This is a genomic window from Bacteroides fragilis NCTC 9343 (genome assembly GCF_000025985.1).
GTDB lineage: Bacteria > Bacteroidota > Bacteroidia > Bacteroidales > Bacteroidaceae > Bacteroides > Bacteroides fragilis.
Window position 1 is genome coordinate 1,036,330 of the sequence record NC_003228.3, and the last position, 25,730, is coordinate 1,062,059.

General features: G+C 45.7%; 15 protein-coding genes. 5 read left to right on the top strand and 10 right to left on the bottom strand.

Features of this window, described 5'->3' with window-relative positions; genetic code table 11:
- Window positions 1-63: 63 nt before the first annotated feature.
- A complete protein-coding gene (locus tag BF9343_RS03955; RefSeq protein ID WP_005785160.1) occupies window positions 64-1,689 on the bottom strand; it encodes a flotillin family protein in 1,626 nt (541 codons plus the stop codon).
- Between the two features lie 24 nt (window positions 1,690-1,713).
- On the bottom strand, window positions 1,714-2,211 hold the full coding sequence (locus BF9343_RS03960; protein ID WP_005785162.1) for a hypothetical protein: 498 nt from the start codon (window positions 2,209-2,211) through the stop codon (window positions 1,714-1,716).
- 154 nt (window positions 2,212-2,365) lie between these two features.
- Here BF9343_RS03960 and glaB point away from each other — a divergent pair, with 154 nt between their 5' ends.
- The 5 genes from glaB (at window position 2,366) to BF9343_RS03985 (ending at window position 7,790) form a co-directional block, all read left to right on the top strand.
- Entirely contained in the window at window positions 2,366-4,153 is a 1,788-nt protein-coding gene (gene glaB, locus BF9343_RS03965; RefSeq protein ID WP_010992217.1) for an alpha-1,3-galactosidase, read from the top strand.
- A 31-nt stretch (window positions 4,154-4,184) separates the two neighbouring features.
- Window positions 4,185-5,339 (top strand): DUF4468 domain-containing protein, encoded by a 1,155-nt coding sequence (locus BF9343_RS03970; protein ID WP_005801286.1) that lies wholly within the window; start codon window positions 4,185-4,187, stop codon window positions 5,337-5,339.
- Between the two features lie 80 nt (window positions 5,340-5,419).
- On the top strand, window positions 5,420-6,178 hold the full coding sequence (truA, locus tag BF9343_RS03975; RefSeq protein ID WP_005801285.1) for a tRNA pseudouridine(38-40) synthase TruA: 759 nt from the start codon (window positions 5,420-5,422) through the stop codon (window positions 6,176-6,178).
- 31 nt (window positions 6,179-6,209) lie between these two features.
- Window positions 6,210-7,109: a DMT family transporter gene (locus tag BF9343_RS03980; protein ID WP_005785169.1), complete on the top strand. Its 900-nt coding sequence runs from the start codon at window positions 6,210-6,212 to the stop codon at window positions 7,107-7,109.
- A gap of 27 nt (window positions 7,110-7,136) precedes the next feature.
- Window positions 7,137-7,790, top strand: coding sequence for a DUF3256 family protein (locus BF9343_RS03985; RefSeq protein WP_005796026.1), 654 nt, complete (start codon window positions 7,137-7,139; stop codon window positions 7,788-7,790).
- Here the strand turns inward: BF9343_RS03985 and BF9343_RS03990 are convergent.
- The 8 genes from BF9343_RS03990 to BF9343_RS04030 all read right to left on the bottom strand — a co-directional run bounded on the left by BF9343_RS03990 (window position 7,771) and on the right by BF9343_RS04030 (window position 25,595).
- Entirely contained in the window at window positions 7,771-8,856 is a 1,086-nt protein-coding gene (locus BF9343_RS03990) for a phosphotransferase enzyme family protein (RefSeq protein ID WP_005785173.1), read from the bottom strand. The two genes, BF9343_RS03985 and BF9343_RS03990, sit on opposite strands and share 20 nt — an antisense overlap.
- Before the next feature lie 21 nt (window positions 8,857-8,877).
- The gene (locus tag BF9343_RS03995; protein WP_041926173.1) at window positions 8,878-12,213 is read right to left on the bottom strand and encodes a glycoside hydrolase family 2 TIM barrel-domain containing protein; all 3,336 of its coding nucleotides are present in this window, start codon (window positions 12,211-12,213) and stop codon (window positions 8,878-8,880) included.
- A gap of 25 nt (window positions 12,214-12,238) precedes the next feature.
- Window positions 12,239-13,129, bottom strand: a complete 891-nt coding sequence (locus BF9343_RS04000) for a YitT family protein (protein WP_008769516.1) — start codon at window positions 13,127-13,129, stop codon at window positions 12,239-12,241.
- A gap of 111 nt (window positions 13,130-13,240) precedes the next feature.
- Window positions 13,241-14,635 (bottom strand): Gfo/Idh/MocA family protein, encoded by a 1,395-nt coding sequence (locus BF9343_RS04005; protein ID WP_005785179.1) that lies wholly within the window; start codon window positions 14,633-14,635, stop codon window positions 13,241-13,243.
- A 1,105-nt stretch (window positions 14,636-15,740) separates the two neighbouring features.
- Window positions 15,741-18,008 carry a glycosyl hydrolase family 95 catalytic domain-containing protein gene (locus BF9343_RS04015; protein WP_010992219.1) on the bottom strand — a complete coding sequence of 756 codons (2,268 nt, stop codon included), beginning with the start codon at window positions 18,006-18,008 and terminating at the stop codon, window positions 15,741-15,743.
- A 123-nt stretch (window positions 18,009-18,131) separates the two neighbouring features.
- On the bottom strand, window positions 18,132-20,903 hold the full coding sequence (locus BF9343_RS04020; RefSeq protein WP_010992220.1) for a glycoside hydrolase family 2 protein: 2,772 nt from the start codon (window positions 20,901-20,903) through the stop codon (window positions 18,132-18,134).
- Entirely contained in the window at window positions 20,900-24,202 is a 3,303-nt protein-coding gene (locus BF9343_RS04025) for a DUF5107 domain-containing protein (RefSeq protein WP_010992221.1), read from the bottom strand. Before BF9343_RS04025 ends, BF9343_RS04020 begins: the two co-directional genes overlap by 4 nt.
- A gap of 13 nt (window positions 24,203-24,215) precedes the next feature.
- Entirely contained in the window at window positions 24,216-25,595 is a 1,380-nt protein-coding gene (locus BF9343_RS04030) for a sugar porter family MFS transporter (RefSeq protein WP_010992222.1), read from the bottom strand.
- Between the last annotated feature and the right edge of the window lie 135 nt (window positions 25,596-25,730).

The window sequence follows — 25,730 nt, forward strand, 5'->3', positions numbered from 1 at the left end:
TGAACGAATCAACGATGAACGGGCTGCGCTCAGCCTATTCATCGTTTACTACTTATTTATGGTTCATTTTTTCTCTGTTTCTTCTTTCTTTTCTTCCGGATGAATCATATTTTTCACTGTTTCTCCGATAGGTAATTTGTCTAACACGCCCAAACTCGGCGCAACAGTTTTCACCAATGTGTTCAGGAAGTTGCTCGTGCCCCCATTTCCTCCGTCGAAGACAGTGATATTGCCTAAGTTTATATGTTCGAAGGCTTTTACCTGTTCGCCTGCTATTTCTTTCCACTGATCTACCATCTTGTATTGGATAGCAATCGCCGGATTCGATTCGGCTGCTTTAACCATGGCTTCAAAACCTTCTGCCTCGGCCAGCAATGAACGTTTCTTACCTTCAGCCTCCGCTTCAAGTTTTAATTGAATGGCTTTTGCTTCTGCTTCAGCTTGTGCCAGTGTCGCTTTGGCACGTGCTTCCGCTTCGCGAGTGATTTTCTCAGCTACGGCTTCTGCCTGTAAGATGGCCTCTTGGCGGGCAACCTCTGCCGGAACTATCTTTTCTGCTTTCAGAGATGATTCCACTTTACGTGCTTTCGCCTCTTCCACTTCTTTTTGTGCTATTTCCTTAGCGGTTTGCACGGCAGCTTCCGATTTAGCGGATGCCTCACCGGCTTGTTTATCGGCATTAGCTTGGGTTACAGCTAGTTCGGAGTTAGACAACGCAATCTCTTTTTGTGCTTCGTTTCGTCCGATGGCAGCTTTCTTTTGTGCTTCTGCCTGTTTGATTTCCATGTCGGAATTCAGTTCCGCAATGCGGCTTTCTTTTTCGGTATTGGCCTGTTCTATCCGGATGTTTTTTTCAGCTTCCGCTTTGGCTACCTGTGATTCCTTCTCCGCATTGGCAATAGCAACCTGAGAGATACGGTCTTTATCAGCGTTGGCTACAGAGATTTCTTGCAACTTCTTGGTTTCCGCAATGGCAATGTCTTGGTCTTTACGGGTTTCGGCCACTTTGGTTTCGCGTTCTTTTATCTGGTTGGCAATCTTGATAGCACCCAGTTTTTCCTGTTCTTCAATATTGGCCTGAGCTTCGTTCTGCGCTTTACTTTCGGCCTCTTTTCCTAAGTTGACAATATAGTTGGCAGCATCACGAATATCGCTGATGTTGATATTCATCAGGTATAAACCGAATTTGCGGAGTTCTGTATCGATGTTGTCTTTCACTTTGGAAAGAAATTTATCACGGTCGGAGTTCAACTCTTCAATTGTCATGTCGGCAATAACCAGACGCATCTGTCCGTAAACCACATCTGTAATCAGGTTTTGTTTATCGTCCATGGTCAATCCCAACATACGCTCAGCCGCATTTTGCATTACTTCGGGATCTGTGCTGATAGCTACTGTGATAGTAGTGGGTACATCTACACGGATGTTTTGAGCCGAAAGTGCTCCTGTCAGCTTGCAGTCTATCTGCATGGGTTTCATTGACAAGAATTCATATCCTTGTACAATAGGCCATACAAAGGCGGCACCACCATGATATAACTTTGCCGATTTCTTATCTCCACCTGTCTTACCATATACTACTAATACTTCGTCACTTTTACATTTGCGGTAGCGTGAAAGAATACCGATAAATGTAATTAAGATTACCGCCACAAGTATGGCAGCCATGATCATCATTTCCTGGGTCATAGTTCTCTTTTTTGAGTTTATTAATTATTGAATATATAAAGTTCCATCTTTATAAGCAGTAATTGTTGCTTTATCTCCCGTCTGGTATGATTTACCCGATTCCGTGACAACATCGATTTCTCTCATGGCTCCGTCACGACTGATCTGCACAGTGTACTTCTTTTCGTTCTGTTTGAAATAAATAGTGCATTCTCTTCCTACCAATTGTTCTGTTCTTTCCGAATGCGTGGTCTGCTGTAGTTGGTAAGCCTTTTTATATAAGAACCAAACGGCAAATACAAATATGAGTCCGATGGCGACACCCGTCAGGTAGGTCTGTATCTCGGTGTTATGCTGCAGATACATATACCAACCGAATCCTATCCCAAAGTGAGTTAATCCCTTAAAAGAAACCACACTGCTGATATCTGTGTCGATGTCAGCATCTGCATCGATATCACCAAAAAATATAGATAAGATAAATTGTACTGCGAAGATGCCTGTTGTGACAATAGCAATGGTGAGGAAAATATTACTACTCATGGCAATAGGTGTTTAATGATTTATTTTATAGATATAGTTCCCAAATATACACCTTTGATTTTTATATGCAAAGGTAAACTAATAAAAAAATGGAAGAATCGGAAAATGAATGTATATTTGTACCCTAAATTATTAAACAGAAATAGAAAAAACTATGAAGACAATCCTACTCTTTGCTCTGAGTCTGTTGCTCTCTTTATCCGTGTCGGATGTTTGTGCACAAGAGCGTGTTTATGACATTTCCCAGTTTGGCTTGAAAGCTAATAGTAAGAAAAATGCGTCTCCTGTGGTTCGTAAGGCCATAGCGAAGATTAAAGCTGAATGCCGTGATGGGGAAAAAGTGATACTTCGTTTTCCTGCCGGACGTTACAATTTTCATGAAGCGGGTTCTACCGTGCGTGAATATTATATTTCCAATCACGACCAGGACAATCCTAAAAAAGTGGGGATTGCCTTGGAGGATATGAAAAACCTGACTATTGACGGGCAGGGTTCCGAATTTGTGTTTTATGGAAGAATGATTCCGGTTTCTTTGCTTCGTTCGGAGAATTGTGTATTGAAAAACTTTAGCATTGATTTTGAACAACCCCATATTGCTCAAGTACAAGTGGTAGAGAATGATCCGGAAAAAGGAATCACGTTCGAACCTGCACCATGGGTCGATTACCGCATCAGTAAGGATTCGGTATTCGAAGGGCTGGGTGAAGGCTGGGTGATGAGATATTCATGGGGCATTGCTTTCGATGGCAAAACGAAACATGTGGTATATAATACCAGTGATATCGGTTGTCCTACCAAGGGAGCTTTTGAAGTGGCTCCCCGCCGGATTTGCTCTCCAAAGTGGAAAGATGCACGTCTGGTGCCCGGCACAGTGGTGGCTATGCGTGGATGGGGACGTCCGACTCCGGGCATTTTCATGTCGCATGATGTGAATACTTCCTTGCTGGATGTCAAAGTACATTATGCCGAAGGTATGGGATTGCTGGCACAGCTTTGCGAAGATATTACGCTTGATGGTTTTGGAGTCTGCCTGAAAGGCGATAATGATCCGCGCTATTTTACAACGCAGGCAGATGCTACACACTTTTCCGGATGTAAGGGAAAGATTGTCTCAAAGAATGGTTTGTATGAAGGAATGATGGATGATGCCATTAATGTACATGGTACGTATTTGAAAGTCATCAAGCGTGTGGATGATCATACGCTGATAGGACGTTATATGCACGATCAATCCTGGGGCTTTGAATGGGGACGTCCGGGTGACGATGTTCAGTTTGTACGTTCGGAAACAATGGAGTTGATTGGCAAGCAGAATCAGATTACTGCCATTCGTCCGTATGATAAGGGTGAGATACGAGGTGCCCGTGAGTTCAGCATTACTTTTAAAGAGGCAATCGATCCTGCTATTAACGAAAAAAGTGGCTTTGGTATTGAAAACCTGACGTGGACCCCTGAAGTGTTATTTGCCGGTAATACGATTCGTAATAACCGTGCTCGCGGTACACTATTCAGTACTCCTAAAAAGACGGTGGTGGAGGACAATTTGTTTGACCATACTTCCGGTACGGCTATATTGCTGTGTGGCGATTGCAATGGCTGGTTTGAGACAGGTGCTTGCCGTGATGTCACCATTCGTCGCAATCGTTTTATCAATGCGCTTACTAATATGTTCCAGTTTACCAATGCAGTAATCTCTATCTATCCGGAAATACCTAATCTGAAAGATCAGCAAAAGTACTTCCATGGTGGTAAAGATGGAGGTATCGTGATTGAGGATAATGAATTCGATACGTTTGATGCACCGATTCTTTATGCAAAATCTGTAGATGGGTTGATATTCCGTAACAATGTGATCAAAACCAATACAGAGTTTAAGCCCTTCCACTGGAATAAAGATCGATTCTTGTTGGAACGAGTGACAAACGTGAAGATTTCAGAGTGAAATCCGCCTCTGTAAAAACACTTATAAATGTATGAAGAGAATTTTATTGTTCCTTTTGGCCTGTTGTCCTATGCTTCTTTGTGCACAGGAAGATAACAGTAAGTATCTGGCCGGTGCAGTGCCCGTAGTCAACGGAAAAGTCATTTTTACAGAAGTAATTCAAGCTTCCGATATGTCGAAACGGCAGATCTATGATGCTTTGTTAAAATGGGCAGAGAAGCGTTTTACACCTTCAAAAGGACAGAAGGGGAGAGTCGCCTATTTTGATGAGAAAAAAGGGCAGATTGCATGTTTGGGTGAAGAGTATTTGCAACTTTCGGCAACGAATAGCTTCTTCTTGGATCGTGCTACTATTAAATACCGGCTGGTGATTAACTGCCTGGACGGTTCCTGTAAGATGGAGATGTACAACATTTCTTATTTTCATGGTGATGATACAGAGATGGAGGCGGAAGATTGGATCACGGATGAGACCGGATTGAATAAAGCCAAAACGAAAGTGGTTGCCAAATATGGAAAACTCCGTATCAAAACAATCGATCTGTTTGATGACTTGACGGAGCAGGTTACGAAAACGCTGGGAGGAGCAAAATCAGAGGTTCCTCTATTGGCAAAAGAACCTAAAGTTACTCCAGAAGTGTTCGATCGGGAACTTCCAAAGGCTGTGGAGCAGGGAGCTATGGCAGGGTATAAACATATTCCTGCTGATAAGATTCCGGGTAATATCATTAAAATGCTCTCTGAAGATTGGATGTTGATTACAGCCGGTACGGAAGATAAATACAACATGATGACAGCCAGCTGGGGCGGACTGGGGTATCTCTATAATAAGCCGGTTTCATTCTGTTTTATTTATCCTACACGCTATACTTATCAATTGATGGAAAAGAATGATACATATACTATCAGCTTTTATACAGAGACTTATCGGGATGCTTTGAAATATTGCGGTAGTCATAGTGGCGAAGATGTTGATAAAGTGAAAGGCGCCGGATTGACTCCTCTTACTACTCCTTCGGGCAGTAAAGCTTTCTCTGAAGCATGGATGATCATAGAATGTAAGAAGATGTTATCCCAGCCGATCACTCCCGGAGCCTTTGATACTCCGGAGTTGAAAGAAGCATGGAAGGATAAATCTTTGCATACGATGTATATCGGTGAGATAATGAATGTGTGGGTCAAATAAAGCAATTAATTATTGATAAGTATCCATTCTGAATTATCAATTAAAGCAGTATCTTTGCACGCAAAAACCAAGTGAACGGAATGAGCGTGCAAAGATATTTTATTTATTTAGCCTATGATGGCACCCATTATCATGGATGGCAGATTCAGCCTAACGGAATCAGTATACAAGAATGTCTGATGAAGGCACTTGCCACCTTTCTGAGGAAAGATACGGAAGTGATTGGGGCGGGACGGACCGATGCCGGGGTACATGCGTCTCTGATGGTTGCCCACTTCGACTACGAAGGTGAACCTTTGGATGTGGATAAAGTAGCTGAGAAGCTGAATCGTCTTTTGCCGCAGGATATTTCGGTCTATAAGGTCTGTCGGGTAAAGCCGGATGCTCATGCAAGGTTCGATGCAACAGCACGTACTTACAAGTATTACATCACTACTGTAAAATTCCCGTTCAATCGTCAATATCGTTATCGGATACATAATCCGCTCGACTTTCAAAAGATGAATGAGGCAGCCCTGACATTATTTCATTATTCGGACTTTACGAGTTTTAGTAAGTTGCATACAGATGTAAAAACCAATATTTGTAAGATTATGCATGCCGAATGGACTCAGGAGGATGAATATACCTGGGTGTTTACCATCCAGGCAGACCGCTTTTTGCGTAATATGGTACGTGCCATTGTCGGTACGCTTCTGGAAGTGGGGCGTGGCAAACTGTCAGTCGATGACTTCCGTAAAATAATAGAGCAGCAGAATCGCTGTAAAGCCGGTACTTCAGCTCCCGGAAATGCCCTCTTCCTGGTTAATGTAGAATATCCTCAGGAGATATTCGAATAAGCCTATAGCTTCTAATTTAAAGAATTCTATTATGTGGTTACTTCTTGCTTTTCTCTCAGCGACATTGCTGGGCTTTTATGACGTGTTTAAAAAGAAAGCGTTGAAAGACAATGCGGTTTTACCGGTGTTGTTTTTCAATACACTTTTTTCCAGTCTTATATTTCTTCCTTTTATTTTGTTGTCGGCATTTGCGCCCGGAGTGCTGGGGGGCACTATGCTCGATGTACCGGTGGTGGGATGGGAAGTACATAAATTTATTATTATTAAATCATTTATTGTTCTTTCCTCGTGGATACTCGGATATTTCGGGATGAAACATCTGCCTATTACTATTGTAGGACCGATTAATGCCACCCGTCCCGTAATGGTGCTTGTGGGAGCCATGCTGGTATTTGGCGAGCGCTTGAATCTCTATCAGTGGATCGGTGTGATGTTGGCCATTATTTCTTTTTTTATGCTGAGTCGTTCGGGGAAGAAGGAAGGTATTGACTTTAAACATAACAAGTGGATACTTTTCATTATTCTGGCAGCCGTAGCGGGTGCGGTAAGTGGCTTGTATGATAAATACCTGATGAAGCAGCTGCCTCCCATGGTCGTACAGTCGTGGTATAATGTGTACCAAATGTTTATTATGTGTCCCATTCTTGCGCTTCTTTGGTGGCCGAAACGTAAGTCATCTACTCCGTTCCGTTGGGATTGGGCTATCATTTTTATTTCCATCTTTCTCTGTGCTGCCGATTTTGTTTACTTCTATGCATTGAGCTATGAAGATTCCATGATTTCGATTGTCTCGATGGTTCGACGGGGAAGTGTGATTGTATCTTTCCTTTTCGGTGCTATGGTGTTCCGTGAAAAGAATTTAAAAAGCAAAGCGATTGACCTTATTCTGGTGTTAATAGGAATGATATTCCTATATTTGGGAACTAAATAAGAACGTAAAGAAACAAGATTATCAGATATGAAAAAGTCTACTCTTACCCTCCTGTTATTTATTCTGGGTATTTCTTCTTCCTTTTCTGTCGGAGCACAGGAAGCTAAAACGGTGTTTGTGAATATACCTGACTCGCTTTGTCCGTTGCTGTCATCAGTGAACCGGGCAGATTGTATTGATTTTATCGAAAGTAAAATGAAAGCTCAGGTGACCAACCGTTTCGGGGGCAAGTCGGAGATGACGGAGTTAAGTCCCGATTATGTGTCTCTGCAAATGTCTGACGCAAGCAATTGGCAGATGAAGTTATTGCCGTTGAATGACACAACGAAAGTGGTTTGCGCCGTTTCTACAGTTTGCGCTCCGGCATGCGACAGTCATATCCGGTTCTATACCACGGACTGGAAAGAGCTTCCCGCCACCGACTTTTTGCCGTCGGTTCCTCAGATGAATGATTTCTTCACCTCTTCCGATTCTACCGACTATGACTTTATCGATGCCCGCCTGCAAGCGGATATGACTTTGATGCAAGCAGAACTGTCCAAAGAGAATGGGACATTGACTTTTACTTTGACAACTCCGGAATATATGGAAAAAGAAACGGCGGAAAAACTGAAACCGTTTCTCCGCCGTTCAATAGTTTACACCTGGAAGGATGGGAAGTTTATCCCAGACACTCTTTGATGTATGCCTCCATTTCGGGGGTATGTTCTTCTACGCTTTGTAATAGTTTGAACTGTGCTTTGGTACGTACCAGGTTGTGTTCGGGATACTTGATCTTATAGTAAGTATCGCCGTTGATATAGTCTGCCAGGAAGCGTACACATTGCATGTAAGGGAAGAGAGCGGCTGCATAAGGCAGGTTCTCTATTTCGATCGGAGTAAGGAATGAACCGGCTCCTTCCAGATATCCCTTAGTAAATGCTTTGAATATCTCCATATTGAAATTGACATTGTCCAGATTCTTATCGTCTTCATCTCCGGTATTGGCTCCTGTGCGCAGGAAGTCTCCATAGTCGGAGAAGATAAAGCTTGGCATTACTGTATCGAGATCGATTACGCAGAGCACTTTACCATCTTCGTCGAACATCATGTTGTTCACTTTCGTATCACAGTGGCATACGCGTTTAGGCAGTTTGCCTTCGCGATACAGACGTTCGGCCTTACACATTTCATCTGCACGTTTTTCTATTTCATCCAGATAATACTGTACTTCGGCTACTCGTCCGGCTGCATTGGCAGCTACGGCCTCACGAAGTTGTTTCAGGCGGAACTCCATATTGTGGAAGTCAGGAATAGTTTCGCCCAATGTTGCCGGAATGTCAGCCAACATTGCCTGGAAGTTACCGAAAGCTGCTCCGGCATAATATGAATACTCGGGATTCACAGTCTCATAAGTTTTGGCACGTGGGATGAATACCATTACACGCCAATAGCTGTCACCGTCAAACCAATATGTTTTGCCTTCTTCCGTCGGGAGGAAAGTCAAGACTTTGCGATCAACGTCTGTCTCTCCAGCTTCCGTCAGTTTCTTGCGGATGTGTCCCGTCACGGCAGCAATGTTATCCTGAAGCATTTCCACATTCTGGAAAATTGCATGGTTGATGCGTTGCAACACATAATCGGGAGCGTCTGCTTCGGTAGTGTTAACTTTGTAAGTGTCGTTAATCAGGCCGGCGCCAAGTGGTTTGATTTCGCCTACTGTGCCTTGTACTTTGAATTTAGATACGATACTAAGTAAATCTTTCATGGTTTTTATTTTTAAGTTAGTTTATCTTGGTACGATTGTGAATCCCCATTTGTATTCCTGGTTTGCCGGAATATTGTAACCCGGTTCCGGACGTGCACCCCAACTGTTGTAACCGGCTACGCCCTGTTGCTTCATGTCCACACATACTTCTACGAAGTTCCTTGGTGTGATATCATTGATATGCGTCTTTCTCGGCAGTTGATCTTTGGCTTTGCTTTCGTCGTGAACCAATTCGCCGGCATCACGGTTCAGCCATTGATAGGGGCGGGATACGGTTTCTTCTCCGTCAAAGTCTTCTACCGAATTGCGCAGTGCATTGAAACCGATCGTCTTGTCTGCATAAATAGTCAGTCCTTTACCGCCTTTTTTATTCAGGGTCAACCAACGGGTATCGGTATGGTGTCCGTTTTCCTGCGGACGTACGTATGGGAAGTACATTTGGTCGGCAGTCGTTTTATACAGGTCGATCAATGTACCCGCATTGCGGTCTATATAATTCTCTTCCGGTCCGCGTCCGAAATATTCCACTTGGTTCATTTCTGCAGGCAGACGGAAACGTACACCGATACGGGGTACTTCCAGTTTGGAGGCAGCCTTGCGCGCTGCATCGCTGCCGGGAGTGAAAGTAGCCATCAGGGTTGCTTCCGAGGCTTCGGTTTTGGCAGCTTCCATATCGGTAGAAGTGAAAGTGAAATCGGCTTTTACTACGCCCGAAGGAGAGATGCGGTATGTAACAATGTAAAGGTTGCCGGTAGCCAGCAGATAGTTAGCTGTCAATACGGCATCTTTGCCGTCCATAACGATGTTGGCGTCCACTACATTGAAGTTTTTGCTCGACTGTTTCCATACTTGCAGGCGTTTGGGGTTACCATTGCCATAGTCGTTGTCGTTCGGTGCACGCCAGAAGTTCGGCTGAAGTCCGAAGCCATCTTTAAAGTATTCGGTTCCACCTACCTTATAGGAAGAAACCAGACCGGTCTTCTTATCGAATACGAAGTTTACTTTTGAAGAAGACGCTGTCAGTTCATTGCCTTCTGCCGATACTTTCAGAGCCGGACCACCGGTAGCGAAAGTACGTTCGCCCGGTTCGATAGGCAGACGGAACTGTTCGTATGCTATTTCATGTCCAACGGGGATTAACGGTTCCGGTTCGGTAGTCGTTACGTTGAAGTATATAAAATACTCAGTTCCGGGTTTTGATTTCAGTCCGCTTGTCGCGATCGTGATTTCTTTGCTTCCCTGCGGTTCCACATTGACAGACATTTTGCCGCCTTTCACTGTTTTGCCATTGGCCTTAATGGTATATGAGATCATATACTTCTGCAGGTTCGTGAAGTAGAAACGATTCTTGACCAGGAATTTTCCATTAGCCGGATCCACCGCTTCGAAAGCCACGTTCTGGTGAACATACTTCACTTCGGCCATAGCCGGATGCGGAGTACGGTCCGGACTTACAATACCGTTACAGTTAAAGTTACCGTCGTTCGGAGTGTTTACCCCATAGTCACCACCGTATGTCCAGAAGTGACGTCCGTTTTCGTCTACTGCGTCAATGCCTTGGTCTACCCAGTCCCAAATGTATCCACCCTGCAGGTTCGGATATTTATAGATTGCTTTCCATTGATCCCAAAGGTTACCGTTTGAGTTACCCATGGCATGCGAATATTCAGAAGGAACAATCGGGCGGTCACTGCCGCGTTTGCCCATTGCCTCCAGCCAGTCGGCACCCGGATATTGCGGAACATACATATCGGAGTTCCATTCCCATTGGGCACGTTCGTAGTTGACCGGACGGTTCATGATGTCTTTATCGGCATTCTTGACCCAAAGGTAAGTCTGGTAGAAGTTATAACCGTTGCCGGCTTCGTTACCCAGCGACCAGAAAGTCAGACTCGGATAGTTCTTATTACGTTCGAACATGTTGATTGTGCGGTCCATGTGCGCTTTCAACCATTCCGGATTGTTTCCCAGCGTACCGCCTTTAGCAAGATCATAGTACATGCCATGGCTCTCGATGTTTGCTTCATCGTATACATAAAGTCCGTATTCGTCGCACAATTCGTAGAAACGGCGATCTTGCGGATAATGGCACAGGCGAACCGTATTCAGGTTGTGTTGTTTCATCAATTCGAAATCTTTGCGCATCAACTCTTCAGTCATATAGTGACCGGTAGCAGGGTTATGTTCGTGAATGTTCACTCCCTTCAGCTTCAGCGGCTGTCCGTTGATGAAGAGGCATACATAGGGCTTTCCGTTGCGTGCCAGTTGCTCGGTCGGTTTAATTTCGATGCGGCGGAAACCTACGTTGAACGGAATGATTTCGTTCACTTTACCGTTTTCTTTTACTGTCATCACCAACTTGTAGAGGTTGGGGGCTTCCGAAGTCCAGGTCTTTACATCCGGAAGTGTCTGGTCGAAAGACACCGTACGGGTCTCTCCGGCCGCTACATTAGTTGCTTTCTCTCCGGTTGCCACTACTTTGCCATTGGCATCGAGCAGTTCGTATACCAACGTCATATTGCCGGCTGTCGAACCGTTGTTTCTCAGGTCTACGCCCAGTTTGAAGATACCGTCTTTGTATGTATCGTCCAGAGTCGATGTTACACGGAAATCTTTGAGCGCGGCTTTGGGTTGTGAGTAAAGGAATACATCGCGTTCGATACCGCTGATACGCCAGAAGTCCTGGCATTCCAGATAGGATCCGGTACTCCAGCGGTAAATCTTTAAAGTAAGGACATTTTTGCCGGGCTTCACGAATTTATTGATCAGGAACTCCGCACTGTTTTTAGAGTCCTCGCTGTAACCTACTTCCTGTCCGTTGATATATACGTATACACCCGATTTGGCACCGGCCAGGTGGAGGTAAATATCGCGTCCGTCCCAGTCGGCGGGAATATCGATGTCCCTGCGGTAAACACCTACCGGATTGGCTTCCGGCAAAGTAGGAGGTTGAGGGTTACGGGGCTGGAATTCATATCCGTGGTTGGTATAAATAGCTACTCCGTGGCCTTGTACCTCCCAGTTGCCCGGTACTTTGATGTCTGCCCAATCGGCTGTACTGATTGCAGGGTCGGTGATGTTGGCCGGCAGGTTTTTGTATGAATCTACAAAATAGAACTTCCAGGTGCCGTTCAGGAGTTGGTAGTACTTGCTTTTTTCAAACTTTCCGGTCAGGGCGTTTGCGCGGTTTTCGTAGGTCATAAATGAAGAACGGGGGTATTCTTTATTTACGGCTACCACCTGTACGTCCTGCCAGTAAGGTTTCGTCGGTTTGTTGTCGGCCGAAGCAAAGGTGGATGCCATCAGGAGGCCACCCAACATAAGGCTATTTAAGGTGTCAGATAGTCTTAACTTCATGTTTTGAGGGTATTAGAATGATAATTTATTTAACTTTTATATGATCAAAGCCTTCTCCGTATACGCCGATTACTGCGCTTTGCGAGACAAAAGCAGTCGGGTCACAGTCTTTTATCAACCGGAAGATAATGGTTGACTCCCGTTTTTTTGCCAGGACGAACATCATCTTCTGCTCTTTGCCGGTATAGAATCCGGTTGCATTGATAATGGTTACTCCCCGGTGCGGATATTCGTTGATGCGTTTGCCTATTTCTTCATACTTGTTGGAGATGATAAAGAATTGTACCGATTGGCGCGCACTGTTCACTACCTGGTCCAGTACGAAGCTGCAAACATAAAGGGTCACATATCCATATACTACCTTTTCCCAGTCTTTCAGTACGAAATAGCTGGAAGAGATAATGATCAGGTCACATATCAGCATGACTCTTCCCAAAGTGATGTCGCGGTATTTGTTGATGACAGCCGCGATAATATCGGTTCCTCCCGTACTTCCGTTGGCTGAGAAAGCAATACCGATGCCGCTGCCACAGAAAGAAGCACCCAACACGCAAGCCATGAACGGCTGATCGTGTAGCAAGGTTACGTTCGCGGTTAACTTTTGGATAACGGACAGGAAGAAGGTTAAAGTGAATACACCGAATATGGTTTTAAGACTGAATCGAAATCCCAGCACTTTGAGGGATACCATCAGCAAGACAGCATTGATGGCAAAGTAAGTGTATTGAACCGGGAATCCGGTAGCGAAATAAACAATAGAGGCAATGCCCGGTACTCCACCGGTGGTGATGTCGTTAGGAAGCAGGAAGAGAGTCCATCCGATGCCGTAAAGGATCATTCCCAAGGCAATCATTAAGTAGTCTTTCGTTTCTCTGATTACTCCCTGTTTAGAGGGCTTTGATATTTTCATCTTCATGGATGGGTTGTGTAGTCTTATAATCGGACACGGATTTCACGAACCGGCCGGCTTTGTGTAGCGAACTAACTGCCGGATGACTCGTGAAACCCGTGTCAAAAAGAAGTTTTATTATTTTGCGAAAGCGTGTCTGTAACCTTTCACCTTGTTCCATGCTCCACGAGTAAAGTCGGGGATAGCTACCGGGGCAGAGCTGTTTTCGATAGAAAGCTTGGTCAGGTCGGCCATACAGCACCATTCTGCAAGGTCATAAACGTCCATATCCAAAGGAAGACCGTTGCGCAGACAGTAAACCAGACGATAGTCCATGATGTAGTCCATACCGCCGTGTCCGCCTACTTTCTTGGCAGTTTCTTCCAGTTCTTTGTGGATCGGATGTTTGTATTTGTCCATCAACGCTTTTTTAACGTCAGCCGGTACAGAACCGTGTGCATTTAGCTTTTCGTGGTTAGGTACATCGTTTGAAGCAATCTGAGTCGGACGCATGCAATATTCTTCGATAGGATATTTGCTTGCATAGCCGTCAGCACCTACTACCTGATACATACGGCTGTAAGGACGCGGAGTCATCACGTTGTGCTGAATCAGGATAGTCTTACCTTTTTCTGTACGGATCAATGTAGAAGTCTGGTCACCGTTCTGGAAGTCTTTCACTTCTTTGCCGGTTGTCTTTTTGATGTATGCCGGACCGTTTACAGCTTTGGTATCCATAGATACGAGGTAGTTCATTTTGTCACCACGGTGAATGTCGAGCAGCTGGCAAGCCGGGCCCATGCCGTGAGTAGCGTATACATCGCCACGGTGGTTCTGGTTGTAATCCATACGCCAGTTGTTCCAGTAGTACGGCCAGAAGTCTTCAAGGTTGTGGATGTAAGCACCTTCTGTGTGCAGCACTTCACCGAATACACCCTGTTGAGCCATGTTCAGGGTAGTCAGTTCAAAGAAGTCGTATACACAGTTTTCAAGCTGCATACAGTGTTTGCGAGTTTTCTCTGAAGTGTTGATCAAAGCCCAGATTTCATCCAGCGTCATTGCCGAAGGAACTTCAATGGCAACGTGTTTGCCATGTTCCATAGCGTAGATAGCCATCTGTGCGTGATGTTTCCAGTCTGTTGCGATATAAACGAGGTCGATATCTTTACGTTCGCAAAGTTTTTTCCAAGCGTCTTCACTTCCGGAGTAAGAAGCTGCTTCCGGTAAGTTTGCTTTTGTCAGGATTTTCTGTGCGCCGGCTACGCGTTCAGGGATAAGGTCACAAAGGGCTACGATCTGTGTTCCGGGGATGTGAGTGAAGCGTTCTACTGCACCCGGACCACGCATACCCAAACCAATGAATCCGACACGTACCACGTCGAGTTTAGGAGTAGTCAGTCCGACTACATCTTTTTGTCCGGCGGGACGTACAGGCACTGGAGTCTCGATAGGCTTGATGGTTTGTGCTACGGCACCAGAGGTGCATGCAAACAGAGCAAGTCCGATAAACAGGGCATTTAGATGTTTAAACATGTTTGAATAAGATTTGATTAGTTAATAAAATTGTTGTTAATAATAGTGTTTCATTTCTATCGTGCAAAGATAAGAATACTTTTCACAACTCTTATCTTTTATGCGATTAAAACGTTCTCTGTTACATCTTTAATTCATAGATATTCCGGTTATTATTATAACAGGACAATTCCTGTCGGTCTACAGAGATGGCTGCTTCTGTTCTTTAACGGAAGTTGCCATCTCTGCAGCAGGCTGGCTTTTCTTTCTGCAAAAGCCTGATAATGTCATCTTTTACAAGTTGTTTGAACCCGGTAGTGCAATGTTTGTCCGGGGTATATAATGCTGCGTGTAGTGTGTTGTGGGTTGCAACTCTGTCTTTCATTCTTCTGTTCCTTTTATGAGATTCTTTTCCTTTGTTAGGTTGCTCGAGCTTATTATTTACTTTTTGATATACGTTATAAATACACACCATTGGGGGGCTACCCTCGGTATAATAGTTTTAATTTATATTATTTTAATAAATGACCGGCTTTAAAACTACTTTTGATTTCTGAAAGAAGAATGACTCAATCGGTGTGATTCTGATAGTATATCCTGTTTTTTGCTGACTCGCAATTGGGGTAAAATAGCTCTGGCAGAGAAGAGGACTGCATAAAAAACGGATGTAAACTGCAAAAAAATACGTAAAAGGTGAAATTTTTCCAATATCTATGCATGAAATCTATTAAACGAAAGTTTTCTTTCTTTAAAAGGGAGGCGGCATTCGTTTAGAACCAACGCTCTATTTCATTAGAACTAAAGTTACATTAGGTCAGAAGATAAAATTCATTGCTCTTATTCCGCCTCTTTTTCACTTTTTAGCCGTGTGTCGGTTAATGTCGGAAAAGTGTCAGAATGTAGCCGTTTACACCTTTTGATGAAGATGAATGTGGCGCTTTTGCCGGAAAGGGTAGGGATGTGTATCTGAACAGACGGGAAAGGTGATATTCTGCAAAAGCCTGATTGCCGGAAAAGGCGTTTTTGATCACCGCAAAGAAAACTACCCGGATATAGCAGAAGCTATACCGGGTAGAAAATACAAAATGACATTATATATACACTCTTGACTTTTTGTCGGAGTGCATTAAGGGTTCAACTCGATCCATTCACCGGCTTGAGTATCTATGTTCAAGATATCCGTGCCGGATAAAGTATAGTTCTTATTCGGCTTCAATGTACCGGGACGGGCCATTTTCAACATGCCGCCTTTCTCCGAATAGATGCGTACCCGATTGATTTCTCCACCTTCCATCCGGGCCGATACCAGGAATGCACCCATGGCGCGTAAGTTTTCGAAGGATACATCTTTCCATTCTTTCGGTATTGCCGGGAAGATGCGTATTACGCCTGTGTGACTTTGCAGCAACATTTCTTGTATGCCTGCTGCAAAAGCGAAGTTACCTTCGAGCGTGAAGGGGCGGTAAGTGAAGCGGGATTTGCCGCTTTGGGTCTGGTCACCGTTGGCATGGAAGGTGTTCTTCAGGCAGAAGCATTCCGCAAAGGTTTTCAGGGCTTGTGCGGCACCTTCACCATCGAATGCACGGGCTTTCATATTGGCGAGCCAACTGTATGAATATCCTGTCCAGTAGTCCGGCCCTACTTTATCGAGTCTCTTCAAGGTGGCGCGGATGATGTGTTGTGACTTTTCTCCGTCGCTCCAGTCTATCAGTCCCAGCGGATGGATAGCCATGGCATGTGAAAAATGACGGTGTGATTCTTTGTAGGGATATCCTTTGGCGAAAGTGAGGCAACCTTCTTCGTCTATGTCGTAATCCGGTAGTTGGGCTTCCAGGGATGCCCAGTGTCCGGCTTCGTCGGCCAGGTTCAGTTCGTGTGCCAGTTCGGAAGTAGCCTTAAAGAGGAAGTGCATCATTGCCAGGTCATAATTGGTCATGTCGCTGAACCACGCTTGCAGGGAGTTGTCGAATATTTCGGGACTTGAACTGAATTCCAGTTTACGTACTCCTTCGGGGGTAACTTCTGAAATTTGCTCCAGATAGATTGCCACATCCTTGATGAATGGATAAGCACGCTCTTTGAGGAAAGTGCGGTCTGCCGAATATTTCCATTGCAGATAGAAGTGTTGTGCCAGCCATGCAGCTACGGTTTGCGACATGGAGTATTGTATCCATCCTCCCATGGGTTCTCCTGTCAGGGTACAAACCCCCGGTATATTCATCCCTTCGGTACCGAAATAGCGGCGGGTGTAGCGTTTGTATGCATCCCGTTGGTTCCACAACGTGTTCAGATAGCCCATTCCTTCGGTCAGGTGATTGCCTGTATAGGCCGGCCAGTAACTTAGCTGGGTATTTAAATCGTGATGATAGTCTCCCTTCCAGGGCGGAAGTTTGCCGTTATCGGCTGTCCATACAGCCTGCAGGGAGATGGGGTATGAGTGTTCGCGGGTAGTGGAACCGAATTTATACATTTCGTTCTGATACTGTTTTTGCAGTACAGAATCGGGTAGAGTGATCGATGATTGTGCCCAGTACTTGTCCCAATATTCCAGGTGTGCCTGATAATCATGCTTTAGACCGCGTTGCAGGGCGGCTTCTGCCTTTTCGGAAGCTTGCTCGCCGGATAAGGAAGAGGTGACGCTCCAGGTACCGTACAAGGTTTCGCCTTCTTGCTTCCAACAGACTGTTACGTCATACGAAAAGTCTCCGTATCCCTTTTGATGGTAGGTTATTTGGTTTCCTTCACGAACCACTTTTCCTTGTTGATAGCCTAATCGGTGCAGATCTTGTCCCGAAACCGGATCGAGGCTGCCATCCGGCTTCGTTTTATTGTATACAGGAGTGATGATGGAGGGTTCTATCGGGGTTTTCAGGTTACGGAATACAAACCATCCGATCGGTTCGGTAGCATGAACGAAAGTCTGCATTTGTGTTCCGTCTGCCCAGTCTGCTTCACATAAGGCATTGTTCAGGTAAAGTCTTACCTGAGTCGGAGTGCCGATCTGCTCTAATGGAAATTCGATGGCAGCTCCGGGAATCTTGGACGGCGCGGGATTCATGTCATAAGGCCAGTCCAGCTTTTTCTGTACGGGCAGATAGTTCTTTTGACGAATATGTTCTTTTACCCAGGAGAAGCGGAAGTTATCTCCCGACAGACTGTCTACCGGACGTAAATCCCATAAATCGGTTCTGTCCAGTGACAGGCGTAGGGTGGAGTCACGTTGCCATACCAAGGCACCGACGGTAGCATTTCCCAAGGGCATTGCTTCGTCCCACGACCGGGCAAGTCCGGTGAATACAAGATCACTCTCTGAAGGAGTGACCGGACAATAGTCATACGAGTTGCAACTGCTCCACAGACCACAACAGAGTAGTAATAGTAGTTTGATTTTCATAATATTAAAAAAGATCAGTTTATAATGTTCTACTTTCAGACTTGTGCTATTATAAATACAATGAGAATAGCAGTCACCATAGAGCGACCGCTATTCTTTTAATGTATTTTAAGATTCGTCTGACTATTTATTCAATAGCAATTCGATCGCCTTGCTACCCTTGCCTCCGGATTTCTCTTCGGATGCCGGGGCGAAAAGTGCATCCAACAGGTAAACGGGTAAACTCTTTGTCGGGTTGAAATGCCCGGATGACACATAATTACGGACAGACGTTAGTAACTGCTGCATCGCAGGTCTTTCATCGATTTTCTTTTCCGGATCGGCACAGAGCACGAATAGTTTTCCTTTTCCTACCTTAGCTTCGAACGAGATACCCAGTTTTTGGTTGGTCTCGTATGAGTCAATGCTCTGTATCAATGGGGTGATTTCTTTCAGTTCGTCGAGTTCCAGGGCTGTCGAATAGTTCAGGATGTCCCACCATTGCCAGTCGGCATAGTTCCGGGTGGGGAAGTCGCGAAAGGCGGGATGCTCGTTATCGATCAGTGTACCTACGATCATTGGATTCCAGTTGAACATAATCGGGTTCCAGAAATGGCTGGCGAAGTGCGCTTTGCGTCCTTTACACTTTTCAGGAATTAACAGTACATTCTTGCCTTCGTTGAGCCACTGTTTGGTTTCGTCATTCCAGGTACGGGTGTAGACAAAGTTGTGCTGTTCCGTTTTCGGTTGTTCCGGATATACCCACACATCCCATTCATTGTGTATACCGCCCAGCTCAGCCTTCAAGGTCAGTTTGCGGGCACTGTCCATCCCGTTCAAGGGGAGTTCGATGATTCCGAGTGAATCTACCGTAGCAGGTTGTATGCTTTTTGTCTTCAGGCTTCCTTTGTGGTATACGGTTCCGTCTTCACCGGTCAGTGTCCAGTTCAGTTTCCGGCTGTTCAGGGCATCTTTACCGAAATGGTAAATTTCCATTTTTGCCTTTAGTTTTTCCCCGTTTCTGAAAGTGCGTTTGGGTAAACGTGCCAGGAGTACGGTCGGAGCACACGATTCTCTGAACTTTTCGGGTGTTACCAGTCCTTTGCTTTCCCAGAAAGCGTCGAGGATGCCTACAAAGGCACTGCCCTGTCCGGGGAAATCGGCCAGTCCCAACAACTGAAAACCACCGGAGTTGCGAGTACGGAGCAGCGATTCGTTTACCTCTTTATATTGCAGCACCGTATGTGCTCCGGTTGCCCGGAAGAAATCGTTGGCTTGGTGCAACATGCCGTTTTTGGCAAGCCGTTCGCGGAATACCTCGAAATTGCGTGCTTCTACAACGCCGGTATATTTCTTCATTTCCTCAAAGTTGGGATACATACAGCGTTGTCCGGTTTCGTGAGCAATCACCGGTACATCGATATCCGATTCTTTGCAACGGTCCCAGTCAGTCGATGGCTTTCCTTCGTATACGGTAATCCATCCTTTCGAGGTGACATGCGACACATAGTACTGATCCGAAGGAGTATGAGTACGTGCGGTCGAGGCGCTATAGAGCCGTCGGTTATCATACTTCTGTGCCTTTTTTACCAGATCTTCCAATACGGCGAAGTCACCCTCGTTTTCGTTGCCGTTACACATCAGGATGAAAGAGGGGTGATTGCCATAGGCATCGAGAATGGCATACATCTCTTTTTCAAAGAAATCACGCCGGTAAGGATATTTACCCACATCTTTGATCCACATGGGAAGTTCGGCCTGGAGGTACATACCTACTTCGTCACCGGCTTCGAAAGCGGCTTCCGGCGGACACCAGGAGTGAAAGCGTACGTGATTCATTCCATATTCTTTAATGGTGGTGAAGATGCGTTTCCAGTCATCCACATTTGTCGACGGATAACCGGTCAGGGGAAAGACTGCACAATCCAGTACTCCACGTAAGTGAATGTCTCTTCCGTTCAGGCGGATATGATGTTTACCCTGCTCTACGTTCCGCATGCCGAAAGTTCGGGTTTGAGTATCTGTCTTTCCGTCTACGTTCCAACTGGCTTCTATCTCGTATAAATAAGGTGTGAATTCATCCCAGAGTTTCACCCTATTTCCCATCGGGAGCGTTTGGCGTATGCCTGTATGTACCTGAAGACTGTCTGCATTCAGTGTTTGGCGGACTATTATTTTACCTCCTTGCTCGCGGATGCATAGCTCCAGTTTTCCTGTCTGTCCGGTCTTTAGGGGAGCGGGTTGTACAGATACTTCCACTGCTTTCGAGCTGACATCGGGGTATACATTGATCTGGCGGATATGCGCTTTCTCCTTGGCATATAGTGAGATGTCTCCGGCTATTCCGTTCCAGTTAGTCTGCGTATATTCGGTTGTTCCATGGTTCCATTGATCCATCGGATATTTAAGTGTATTGTTTACGCAAATGGTCAGTGTGTGGATTCCCGGAGCAAGTAGCGGAGTCAATACGAACGTGTTCGGTGTGCTCAGGTGCTCTTTCATTCCTGCCTCTTTGTCATCCACGTAGACGGTGGTTTCCCAATGGCAACGTTCCAGCTTCAGGTAAATCTCCCGATCTGCCCAATCTTCCGGAATCACTACTTCACGTTGGTACCAGGCGGCTCCCTGATATTCGAATTTACGGCTTAAACGGTCTACGTAGCGTGCCGTATTTTTAATACCTTTACCTCCCTGGTCTGTCGATCCGGGGAGCATAATGGTTTCAGAGAGCTTGTCCAGATAGAGTTCCGAACCGGGAGTTTTACCGAATCCCATCGGATCCAGTTGGAAGCGCCACATGCCCGACAAGTCAAGAGCATCATTCGTTAGGGTTTGCGCCATAGCGGTCATGGCAAGCATCAATCCGGTCAGGAGCAGAATCGCCCGGTACCGGGTGTTTTGAAAAGATTGTTTCATGATAGAATGGTATTCATTAATTTCCGGTGAATTTGTACTCCTTGATGATTGTTATCCATTGAGGCGGCTATATCAAAGAAGTGTTCGGCTTTTGTTCTATTTCCCAGTCCCAGATGTCCCAGTGCCATCAGGTAGTTGCAGTGGATGCGGTTCTTTTTATCCATATCGTCTTCCCAAATCAAAAGATCGGGTAAAGATACGGCAAAATAATCCATCTTGAATCGGTCGAAGAGATGTTCTTCTCCATAAGTAATTAATTGGTTGAACCGGCTGCGTGCCTTTTCTTCCTCTCCTAATTTCCGGTATGCCAGTCCTTGGTAGAATATTTTATCCGGTTTCTGGTCGTTGTAATACATGGCAGCGGCTGGCTGGCTGTTTCCCGAACAGGCTTTGACGAACAGGCTGTGAGCCTCTTCCGGTCTCCCTTGTTGTTGCAGGATATATGCTTTGTAATAATTGAAGTCATTTTCCTGTGCTCCCGGTAGTTTCCCTTCACCCAGATGGGTAGGGTATATGTAGCATTCATCTATTAAGGCGAGTGCGTCATCATATTTTTTCCGGTTTATCAACTCCTTTGCTAGTTCCAGGCGTGCCAGCTGATATTGTGCGGGTACTTTACCTTCTCCTCCTTCCCACGGATGGAATTTTCTTTGGTCTATCCGTCGGATTGCTTCCCGATATTGCCCGGTTTGGTTCAGTAAAGTGACGTATTCCAAATACAGGTCGTCACGGGTCATTACGATATCTATGTGCTGTTCCAGAAAGCACAGTCTTTCTATGTGCGGACGGTTCAGCCGTTTGTACAATTGATCCAGTTCCATCAGTACACGGGCATCCGTGTGATCCAGGCGGAATGCTTTTTCCAGTAAGGCGACAGCTTCGTCCGGACGGTTCATTTTGTTGAAGTAAGCCAGTGACAGATTACGCCATACGGTGGGGAATGTCTCGTCTTCGCGCGAAGAGCGCTCCCAGGCTGCGATGGCAGTGGGATACCGGCGTTTATCATACCATAGATTTCCCAGGTAATAAAGTGCTTTGGGGGCTTTTCCTGCAAAGTCGACTACACACTGAAGGGCTTCTATCGCTTCCAGGGCATTGGGGAAACAATAATCGGCCGGTTCTTTTTCGGCAGTGGCAATGGCTATTTGTGCTTCGGCTGTTTTTCCTAGACGGATCAGGCACCAACTCTTGTAATAATGTAAGAGTGTCTGTTCACCGACAGGTTGGGCAATGGCAAGTTCGGCTACAGCCAGTGCTTCTTCAAATCGTCCGGCAGAAGTATAGTCGAGCACCAGTGCTTCGTAATCGGGTGCTCCACGCTTCATTAGGTTCCGAAGTTGGAGCAATACTGTTTCATTCCGGGTGATCAGGTATTTTTCGAACAGGCAACCGAAGTTGAATGTATCTGTCTTCAAGGAGTCTTCTATCCAGGCAAGAGCCTCCTCTTTTTGTTCGAGATGGCGGAGTATGATTGCTTTCAGATGGCGTCCGCGCAGATTGTGCCAGTTGTGGAGAAGGGATTTTTCAATCTCTTCGAGAGCTTCTTCCCAATTGCTGCGGGACACGGAAATCTGGGCCAGCGAATAGTAGCCTGCGTCTTGCCATGCCGCGTTCCAACACGATTTATAGAACGAATCGTAGGCCTCATCATCTTTTCCCTGAAATTTTAGAGCAAGTCCGAGGTTATAGAAAGCTTCTCCATCATAGGGGTTAGGATTCTTTTCGGTGAGTCGGGCAATGGCATTCCGAAGATATGGTTCAGCCTGCGCAAACTCTCCTTTGCGTATCAGCCATAGTCCCATGGCGTTGTTGCAACGTGCATCTCCATTGTCCCGGCGGAGTGCTTCCCGATAATAGTCGGTCGGGCAATAAGTGGCATGACGATATTGTTCCAGATGCAGTCCGGTCAGATAGAGTTCTTCGTTGGTTTTGATCTCTTCCGGTGCAAGGGCGGGTTTGGCTGCTTCCGGAACTGCTTTGATTGTTTCCGGTTCGGCCTTCCAACTTAGCTTTTTTCGTCCGTTGGTATCGTAGATAATGACTTCCGCTTCGTGAAGATCATTTATGGGGATCAGCCGGTCGAATATTTGTTCAGGCGAGAGGCTACGGATTTCCTCAAAGCGTATCACACCCGCTTGACGGACTACGATGCGTAATCCTTGCTGAGCCGAGGTGGCAAACAGCTTCAAACGACATTCTTCTCCTTCGGTTTCCAGATTCATTAAGAGTTCGGAGGAGGCGTTTTTCACAACTCCCAATTCCCGATAGGGCATGAAGTATTGGGTAAAAGTCTTCTCTTCATAAGGTTGCAACCAACTGAAGTCCGGTTGATTGTCCGTATAGACTCCGGTCATCAGTTCTATGTACGGACCGTCAGCATCAGTCAGGTTGCGGTCCCATGCCTGTCCGAAATCCCCGTTTCCCCAGGTCCATTGTTTTTTTCCGGGAGATATGTGATGATTGGCCACATGCAGGACACCTGCCTGTGTATCATTTTCGTACCCGCCTACAAAATTATAGTTAGACCGGATTGCCATGTAGGAGGTCGGTACGGGAATATTTTTATATCTGGAAATATCTACGCCGGCAGAATAATCCATTTTATAGTAGGTTCCGGTAGCAATAGGATAACGAGACACGTCCCGTTTTCCATGATCGAATACAGCGTTGACATCCGACGGGAATACTGACTGATAGCAGTCATTGACCGCTACGGCCGGATTGGCCCACCAAAGGAAAGTTTGTGGAAGCGGAGTCGGGTTGGAAACTTTTCCTTGTATCTCGAGTACGGCACGTCCCGGGCGGAGCGTAAATCCGGCTGTTCCTTTTTGACCGAACATCCGTTCCCGTTCGCTTACCCATACAACGACACTTCCGTCTTTACATCGTTCGATGCTGTAGTCCACCGGCAAGAAGGTGCTGGGACGGTGATGTTGAGGCCAGTTGAACTCAATGCCTCCGGAGATCCAGGGACCGGTGAGTCCTACCAGTGCCGGCTTTATTACGTGATTGTAATAGATAAAATGCCGTTGCTTTACCTTGTCGAATGCCATTTGAATACGTCCTCCCAGTTCGGGCAGGATCATGACTTTGATGTATTCGTTCTCCAGCCATACGGCATGATAACTTTTCTCTTCGCAGGTATCTTCAATTTTCTCGATGACCGGATACGGATATACGACTCCGCTGCTTCCCTGGTAGACACGTTTCTCCAGGAACATCGGGTTTTTCTCAGGGCGTCCGATGCCATAGGTAGGGAGCAGGATGTCTTCCTCCCATACATTAACACTTTCTTTCATTTTGTTCTATGTATTATTTGATTAATTCTTTTTCTATTTCTTCCAGTGTTTTCCCTTTTGTTTCGGGCAGGTTTTGGCGTATGAACAGGAATCCGGCCAGGCAGATACCACCGTATAGCCAGAAAGTTCCTTCGGCACCTATACTTTCATTCAATACCGGAAAGGTATAGGTCAGTATGAAACAAGCCACCCAAAGGAAGAAGGTAGAGATGGCTATAGCCATACCTCGTATTTTCACGGGGAAGATTTCGGATAACACCACCCAGACTACCGGGGCAAGTGACATAGCATAGCAAGCGATGGCAAGTACCACCAGTAGAAGCATGGGTAAACCGTTTACATCCAGGAAGTAGCAGGTTCCCAATATAAGGTAAATCAGCGCTAATCCTGCCGAACCGATCAGCATCAGTGTACGACGTCCCCATTTGTCTACCGTATAGATGGCGACGAACGTAAATATCACATTAGTAATCCCGGTCACTACGATGTTCATCAGTACATCGGAAACGGCATATCCGGCTGATGAAAAGATCTCGTGGGCATAATTGAAGATAACATTAATGCCGCACCATTGCTGGAATATGGCCAGAACGATTCCAATGATCAGTACTTTGCGCATTTCCGGGCGGAAGACCGATTTCCATTCATTGTTTTGCCGGTTGCCTTGAGATTGAGTGAGTTGGTTCAGTTCTTCCAGGGTTTGGCGGGCATACGTTTCCCCTCCGATGCGTGTCAGTGTCTTTTGTGCTTTCTCCTGTTGATGGACGGTAGCCAGCCAACGGGGACTTTCGGGGATGATGAACGATAACAGGAAGAAAATTCCTGCCGGGATCAGTTCTGCCCAGAACATCCATCGCCAGGCCCATTGCACACTTGTTTCGCTGAGTATATCGGAACCTTGTGTGTAGTATTCCCCGATTTGCCAGTTGGCCAATTGTGCCAATAAGATACCTAATACGATGGTGAGCTGGTTGAGCGATACGAATTTGCCGCGTACATGGGCAGGAGATACCTCTGCAATATATACGGGAGAAATGTTGGATGCGATGCCGATGCCCAATCCTCCTACAATGCGATAGAAGATGAAGTAGGAAAAATGATCGACTGCTCCCGTACCCCAAGCCGAAAGTGCAAACAGGAATGAGGCTATGACAAGCATCTTTTTGCGTCCGTATTTGTCGCTCCAGATTCCTGAGAGCAAGGCTCCTGCCAGGCAGCCTATCAGTGCGCTGCTCATAGCCCAGCCACGTAGAGCCGCAGAGTTTTCAATACCAAAGTAGGGTTCGTAGAAGATTTTAGCTCCTCCGATAACAACCCAATCATAGCCGAACAGTAATCCGCCCATGGCTGAGACGATGCAGATAAGTAGTAAATAGCCTCGTGTCTGTTTCATGTTATTAAATGGTTTAATTGATATTGCAAAGTAAGCGGGTTTGAGAATAGAAATAAATAGAGAAACCGATTAAAAAGATGGACTATATTTCTTTTTTATCTCTATATTTGTGACGTGAACCGATGAATCTTATTA